Origin of the sequence: uncultured Senegalimassilia sp., from assembly GCF_934632265.1 — a bacterium.
Lineage (GTDB): Bacteria > Actinomycetota > Coriobacteriia > Coriobacteriales > Eggerthellaceae > Senegalimassilia.
This window is the reverse complement of record NZ_CAKTYH010000105.1, coordinates 1-6,846: the sequence shown is the minus strand read 5'-3', so window position 1 is coordinate 6,846 and position 6,846 is coordinate 1. Positions and strand designations below refer to the sequence as shown.

The following is a 6,846-nucleotide window of genomic DNA, read 5'->3' as shown; positions in this document are numbered from 1 at the left end:
CCATGGCGTCCTTGAGGTCAGCTGCAGAAGCTGGCCCGTTTGCCAATGCAGCCCGCACTGCCTGCTCGAGCGCGTCAAGCGCGGTGGCGTCGAAGTAAAACTCCTCGCTGGCTTTGACGGCTCGGCCTTGCTTCTCCAGCAGCCCGAGCGCCTTGTAACCCTGCTTCGGGGCAAGGTCTGCCTGCTCGAGCAGGTCGGCTACCGTGGGCGGCTTTGAGCCTGCCGTGGCCAGCAAATCGGCCAGCTTGTTGGCGTTGCCTTCCTCCAGCTTGCGGGCTCCGGCGCCGGCTTGCGGGTGGCTTATCATGCCGCCATCGGCCACGGCTTTGCCTTCCGCGCAGGCGCGCGCAAGCACAGCGTCGAAGGCATCGGTCGCGCAGCGGGGCATGCAGGCTTGCCGCAGCGCGTCTTTCGACATGCCGGTTGCCGCGGGGTTTGCGCTATGGAAGCGAAGCAGGGCGTTCTCTATGGCGCCCAACAGCTTCTGCAGCATGCGCTTGGTGGCGAATCGGGTGCTCGCGCCGGCTGCCCCTGCAAGCTTCTCGGCGGCGCCGGACGCGGCAAGCGCTTCCAGCTCATCGGCGGTTTGCGACAGCGCAAGCCCGGTTGCATGGGCGATGTCGGCGGGCGTGGCGGGGAACTCGGCCATATCGAAGGCGGCGCGCACCACCGCCGCGGCATCGCCTGCGCGTAGCGTGTCGAGCAGGGTTCGATCGCCTTCGCTGACCGTGGTCGTGCGCCGTGGGTGGGCGCGCAGCACCACGCCGCCGCCGATCACGTGCACGGGGGAGTAGGAGCGGATGACGAACCGGTCACCGTATGCAACCGGCAAGTCGTTTTCGGTGCGGATCTGCGCGGCGGCCGTCTGACCACGGGAAATGCTTTTCACGCCATCCATGAGCAGCACACGCCCGATGCATTCCGTGGTGCCGTGCGCAACATGCACGCGGCACCCGGTTTCAAGCGGCTTGTCCTGGTCGGGGACTCCCAGATAGGTGATGTCGACATCGAAGTGATCGGTGGGCGTGACGGCGTCGGGGGTGCAGATGAAGCTGCCCGGCCGCACGTCGTCGGTAGATACCGCGTTGAGGTTCAGCGCGGTGCGGTGACCCGATGCGGCCTGCTCGACCGCCTGACCGTGCACCTGGATGCCGCGGATGCGCGTGCGCAGGCCCGAGGGCAGCACCTCCACCTCGTCGCCGACATGCGCGATGCCGCTCCAAAGCGTGCCGGTGACCACGGTGCCGGCTCCTTTGATGGTGAAGCTGCGGTCGACGGGCAGGCGCATCGCCTCCTGTTCGGCTCGGCCGGCGGTGGCGCGGGCCGCAAGCTGTATGGCTTTCCGCAGTTCCTCCAAGCCCTGCCCGGTTCGGGCGGAAACGGGCACGATGGCCGCTTGGGCATACGGCGTGCCAGCTAGACGGGCGCGTACCTCGTCTTCCATGAACAACGCCCATTCCTCGTCCACCAGGTCGCATTTCGTCAGCGCCACCACGCAGGTGGGCACGGCCAGCAGCTGCAGCACCGCCAGGTGCTCCTCGGTTTGCGGCATGATGCCGTCGTCGGCGGCGATGCACAGCAGGGCCACGTCGATGCCGGTGGAGCCCGCGATCATCTGGCGCACGAAGCGCTCGTGGCCCGGGACGTCGACCACGCCCATGGCGCTTCCATCGGGAAGTTCAAGCTGGGCGAAGCCGAGCTCGATGGTGATGCCTCGCTGCTTTTCCTCGCTCAGTCTGTCGGGGTCGGTGCCGGTGAGCGCTTGGACCAGGGTGGATTTGCCGTGGTCGATATGGCCGGCGGTTCCGAGCACCAGGTCTCGTTTCGATTCGGTTGCCATGGCGCGCTACGACTCCTTTCGCCCTTCGATGGCCGCGAAATAACTGCCCACGGCGCAGGTAATCTCGGGGATATCCTCTTCGGTGATGGTGCGCGCATCGAACAGCACGCATTCGCGCTTGATGCGCCCGATCACGGGCACGTCGCGGTTGCGCTGCAGATGCTCCTCGCAGCCTTGCGCGTTGCCAGCCTCGAAGCGCATGCGCACGCAGAACGTGGGGATGTCGCACATGGGAAGCGATCCTCCGCCTGCGCGCCCCGTCTCCTCCACGATCTCCAGCTGCGCCTGCTCGGGCATCACGCGCTCGGCCAAGGCCGCCATCAGCGCTTCGGCGCGTTCGCGCACCGTTTCGGCGTCCTCGGTGAGCATGCGCAGCGTGGGGATGCGGGCAAGCGCATCCTCGGGGTCCAGATATAGGCGCAGCGTGGCCTCTAAAGCGGCCAGCGTCATCTTGTCCAGGCGCAGCGCACGGGCGAGCGGGTGCTTCTTCAGGCGGTCGATGTAGTCCTTGCGGCCCACCACGATGCCGGCTTGCGGGCCGCCGAGCAGCTTATCGCCCGAGAAGCTGACCAGGTCGCACCCTTCGGCAAGCGATTCGCGCACCGTGGGCTCGGCGTATTCGCCGAACACATCCAGGTGCATGAACGCGCCCGAGCCCTGGTCCTCGTAGACGAGCACTTCGGGGTAGGTGCCGCCCGCGGCGCTGCGGCGGGCGTTTTCCGTATCGGCTATGCGGCGAAGGTCGGTCTTAGAAACGCTTTCGGTGAAACCGATCATGCGGTAGTTGGAGGGGTGCACCTTGAGCAGCATGGCCGTGTCGGGCGTGATGGCGCGCTCGTAGTCGAAGGCGTGCGTCTTGTTCGTGGCGCCCACCTCCACCATGCGGGCATTGGATTGGGCCATGATGTCGGGGACGCGGAAGCTTCCTCCGATCTCTACGAGCTCGCCTCGGCTGACGATGGCCTCGTGGCCGGCGGCGAACTCGGCGAGCACCATCATGACGGCGGCTGCGTTGTTGTTCACGGCGATGGCGGCCTCGGCTCCGGTGAGCGCGCAGATCAGATGCTCGACATGGTCGTGGCGGCTGCCGCGCGCCATGTTCTCGATGCTGTATTCGAGCGTGGAATAGCCGCGCGCCGCCTCCACCACCGCCTGCACGGCCGGCTCTGCCAGCACGCTGCGGCCGAGGTTGGTGTGGATGACCACGCCGGTTGCGTTGATGACGCGCCTGAGGCTCGGGCGCAGCGTTGCCAGCGCACCGTTGACGGCATCAATCAAGATGGCCTCGCCGTCGACCGCATCCGCCTTTCCCGCCAAGATGAGCTGGCGGTGCGCATCCACGGCCGCACGAGCGCGGTCAACGAGCATGGAACGGGGGACGATGGCTTCGAGCGCCTTCATGGGGGCGGCTTGCATCAGCTCTTCGACCTGGGGCAATGCGCGCAAAAGGTCGGTACGTGGTTCGGGCATGGATCCTCTTTCCGTATCGCGTGCTACGGCGCCCTGTATGCAGGGCGCCGAGGGTTTTCCGTAGCTCAATATAGCAGTCGTGCCGTACGCTGCCCGGGGCAAGCCGGCAAGTGCGCCAAATGCCCGGCAAATGCTATCGCAGACGGGTCAATTCGCGCCGTTCGCGTCAATGCGGACGTTTCATGTGCGCAGCCATGCAAGAATTACCGTGTTTTTCCTAAAGACGAGAGATCGCGAACAGGGGAGGTTTTCATGGCAATGGATCAATCGGATGTGAAGGCGCTACGACCTGATGTGCTCGGCCCCGCCGAGATCGAGGCGAAGGCCGAGACGCTGGCCGTGGGCAAGGCCGGCATGGAGGGCGCGAAGTGCTTTGTGCTGGCGATGCTCGCCGGCGCGTTCATCGCCTTCGGCGCAACGTATTTCCTGGTGTTCCTGGGCGACTCGGCCGTGCCGTTCGCCGCTCAGCGCATGGTCGGCGGCATCTGCTTCAGCCTGGGCCTGGTGCTTGTGCTGTGCTGCGGAGCCGAGCTGTTCACCGGCAACATGCTCATGGTCACGGGCCTGGCTTCGAAGAAGATCAAGCTTGGCGGTCTGGTGCGCAACTGGGTCATCGTGTGGCTCGGCAACCTGGTCGGTTCGCTGATCGTGGTGGCGCTCATCTATTGGTGCGGCGTCGGCTCGATGAACGGCGGCGCCGTGGGCGACGCCATGGTGTCGGTGGCCGTCGGCAAGGTCACCCCCGATTGGCTCGTGCTCATGGCCAAGGGCGTCATGTGCAACGTCATGGTGTGCCTGGCGGTGTGGATCGGCTTCTCCGCGCGCACCGTGGTGGACAAGGTCCTTGGTATCATGCTCCCCATCAGCTTCTTCGTGGCTGCCGGCTTCGAGCACTGCGTGGCGAACATGTTCTTCTTGCCCACGGGCCTGCTCATGAAGTCCGCCGGGTTCGGCGCCGCGGTCGCCAACGCCGGCGCGCTCGATGTGACGGCCATCCTGTACAACCTGTCCGCCGCCACGGTGGGCAACATCATCGGCGGCGTCCTGGTGGGTTTGGCTTACTGGTTCGTGTACGCTAGGAAGAGCGCGAAGTAGCGCGGAGCCTGGTGTTCCAGCCCAGACGATTTTGCGAACGGCACTTGCGGATTGCAGGTGCCGTTTTCGTTTTGCGCGGCGGCGCGGTTGGGCAGCGGTGCTATAGTCGGTCGAAAGACGCGCCGTTTTCTGCCATCGGGCGCGCACCATTCTGCATACGCAAGCGCGCTTGCGTCACTCGCGCATGCCCTTTTGTGCGCATCATCACAGACGAGAAAAGAATAGAGGCTTTCATGTTCGAACCCGCAAACGAACCGGCGGTGCCCGTCGACCTGCCCGGCATCTACGACACCTTCGATGAGGCGCGCCGCGCTAGCTTCGTCAACGCCATGAACTACAAGCAGGAAGGCGGCAAGCTGTGCGGCTACCTGTGCTCGTACAGCCCGCTCGAGCTGGTGGACGCCGCGGGCGCGGGCGCGGTGGGCCTGTGCGGCATGAACAACGAGACCATCCCCGACGCCGAGACGGTGCTGCCCAAAAACCTGTGCCCGCTCATCAAGGGCACCTACGGCTTCGCGCTCACCGATAAATGCCCCTTCACCTACTTCAGCGACATGATCTTGGGCGAGACCACGTGCGATGGCAAGAAGAAGATGTACGAGCTGCTCGCCGACATCAAGCCGGTGCACGTCATGCAGCTGCCCCAGGCCCGCAACCGCAGCTACGCCGGCGATATCTGGTACGAGGAATGCAAGCTGCTCAAAGAGGAGCTTGAGCAGCGCTTCGACGTCCAGATCACCGACGAGGCCCTGCGCGAGGCGGTGCGAAAGCGTAACCGCGTCCGCCGCGCCATGATGGATCTGTACAACCTGCAGCAAAACGAGCCCCCCGCGATGAGCGGCGTTGAGCTTATGGCCACCTTGCTGCGCGCCACGTTCAGCTTCGACGTGGATTCCTATGCGCAAACCCTTGAGGATCTGGCGGAAAAGCGCCGCAGCGCCTACCAGGCGGGGGAGCGGCCGGTGCCCGCCAGCGCCAAGCGCATCATGATCACGGGCTGCCCCACGGGAGGCGTCATCCAGAAGGTGGGCATGACCGCCGAACGCGCCGGCGGCGTGATCGTGTGCATCGACGATTGCTCAGGCGAGCGCACCCAGGGCATGCTCGTCGACGAGGACGCGTCCGACATCCTGCGCGCCATCTCCGATCGCTATCTGCAGATTAATTGCTCGGTCATGTTGCCCAACGACGGCCGCATCGAGCATATGATGGACATGGTGGAGAAATACAAGGTCGACGGCGTCGTCGAGGTGGTGCTGCAGGCATGCCACACCTTCAACATCGAGACCGTTCGCGTGCAGCGCGCCTGCGAGCAGGCCGGTGTGCCTTACATGAAACTTGAAACCGATTATTCCACCAACGATGCCGGCCAGGTGGAAACCCGCCTGGGCGCGTTCATCGAGATGCTGTAGCTGTTTGATTCGCGCAAGTGCGGCGCAAAACGCCGCGGAAAGGAAACGCTCATGGAGAAGCTCGATTGCAAGGGGCAGGCGTGCCCGTTGCCCGTGGTGAACGCGAAGAAGGCCCTTGCCGGCATGGGCGAGGGCGCCCTTGAGGTGGTGGTCGACAACAAGACCGCCATGCACAACCTGGAAAACCTGGGTAAGTCGCTCAAGATTGAAACCGCCTCCGAGGAGCGCGGCGATGCCGAATTCGCCGTGACCTTCACGAAGGGCGCGCAGACTGCTGCCGAGGCGTGCGAGGAGTGCCAGCCGCTCGTGCCGGCGGGGCAGAAGGTGGTAGTGCTGTCCAGCGAGCTGATGGGCTCGGGCGACGACGAGCTGGGCGCCACGCTCATGAAGGCGTTCGTGTTCGCGCTTACCCAGCAAGACGAGCTGCCGGCTGCCATCCTGGCATACAACGGCGGCGTGCATCTGACCGTCGAGGGCAGCCCCGTGCTCGACGACCTGAAAAAGCTCGCCGAAGCCGGCGTGGAGATCTTCAGCTGCGGAACCTGCCTTAACCATTTCGGCATCGCCGACAAGCTTGCGGTGGGCGAGGTGACGAACATGTACGTCATCGTTCAAAAGCAGCTTGAGGCCGGCGTCGTCGTGCGCCCCTAACCGTTGGCGGTGCGCAAGATGCAGCGATGCAAAACGCCGCATGCGGTGGTGACGTTCCATAGCACGGCGGACGCGATGGCCGTGCAGGCCGCCGCTGGCGACGGCCTGCCGGGGCGCGTCATCCCGGTGCCCTCCGAGATCTCGGCCGGCTGCGGCCTGGCCTGGAGCGTTCCCGCCGAGCATCGCGAAACGCTCGAGCAGGCGCTCGCGCAGCGGGGGCTTGCTTTCGAGGCCATCACCGTTGTGGAACTGTACTGAATGAAAGGGGAGCCGTCGTTTGACGGCTCCCCTTTGTTTTGCGTCTTGCCTGTTGAGGGTATATGCGCCGCCGGGTCAACCGGCGGGTTGCCTGATGCGTGGTCGTGCGCGGCGCCTGAT

The 6,846-nt window shown here is 65.1% G+C and carries 6 protein-coding genes; 4 read left to right on the top strand and 2 right to left on the bottom strand.

Translation table 11 applies throughout. The features are described from left to right. Both selB and selA read right to left on the bottom strand, forming a co-directional pair. The coding region (selB, locus tag Q0H50_RS07635) for a selenocysteine-specific translation elongation factor (RefSeq protein WP_294421057.1) at positions 1-1,840 on the bottom strand (1,840 nt) is incomplete at its 3' end. 6 nt (positions 1,841-1,846) lie between these two features. After that, positions 1,847-3,310 carry an L-seryl-tRNA(Sec) selenium transferase gene (selA, locus tag Q0H50_RS07630; RefSeq protein ID WP_294421054.1) on the bottom strand — a complete coding sequence of 488 codons (1,464 nt, stop codon included), beginning with the start codon at positions 3,308-3,310 and terminating at the stop codon, positions 1,847-1,849. A gap of 252 nt (positions 3,311-3,562) precedes the next feature. Between selA and Q0H50_RS07625 the strand changes: the two genes are divergently transcribed. The 4 genes from Q0H50_RS07625 (at position 3,563) to Q0H50_RS07610 (ending at position 6,726) form a co-directional block, all read left to right on the top strand. Beyond that, positions 3,563-4,405 carry a formate/nitrite transporter family protein gene (locus Q0H50_RS07625; RefSeq protein WP_294421052.1) on the top strand — a complete coding sequence of 281 codons (843 nt, stop codon included), beginning with the start codon at positions 3,563-3,565 and terminating at the stop codon, positions 4,403-4,405. A gap of 233 nt (positions 4,406-4,638) precedes the next feature. Beyond that, entirely contained in the window at positions 4,639-5,817 is a 1,179-nt protein-coding gene (locus Q0H50_RS07620; RefSeq protein ID WP_294421049.1) for a double-cubane-cluster-containing anaerobic reductase, read from the top strand. Positions 5,818-5,868: 51 nt separating this feature from the next. Then, the gene (gene yedF / locus Q0H50_RS07615; RefSeq protein ID WP_294421047.1) at positions 5,869-6,468 is read left to right on the top strand and encodes a sulfurtransferase-like selenium metabolism protein YedF; all 600 of its coding nucleotides are present in this window, start codon (positions 5,869-5,871) and stop codon (positions 6,466-6,468) included. Between the two features lie 18 nt (positions 6,469-6,486). After that, positions 6,487-6,726, top strand: a complete 240-nt coding sequence (locus tag Q0H50_RS07610; protein WP_294421045.1) for a DUF3343 domain-containing protein — start codon at positions 6,487-6,489, stop codon at positions 6,724-6,726. Positions 6,727-6,846 lie beyond the last annotated feature (120 nt).

Excerpts from the sequence above, each read along its gene's own strand:
- Q0H50_RS07625 (WP_294421052.1), top strand. The coding sequence starts at position 3,563 with ATGGCAATGGATCAATCGGATGTGAAGGCGCTACGACCTGATGTGCTC.
- Q0H50_RS07620 (WP_294421049.1), top strand. The coding sequence starts at position 4,639 with ATGTTCGAACCCGCAAACGAACCGGCGGTGCCCGTCGACCTGCCCGGC.
- Q0H50_RS07610 (WP_294421045.1), top strand. The coding sequence starts at position 6,487 with ATGCAGCGATGCAAAACGCCGCATGCGGTGGTGACGTTCCATAGCACG.
- yedF (WP_294421047.1), top strand. The coding sequence starts at position 5,869 with ATGGAGAAGCTCGATTGCAAGGGGCAGGCGTGCCCGTTGCCCGTGGTG.
- selA (WP_294421054.1), bottom strand. The coding sequence starts at position 3,310 with ATGCCCGAACCACGTACCGACCTTTTGCGCGCATTGCCCCAGGTCGAA.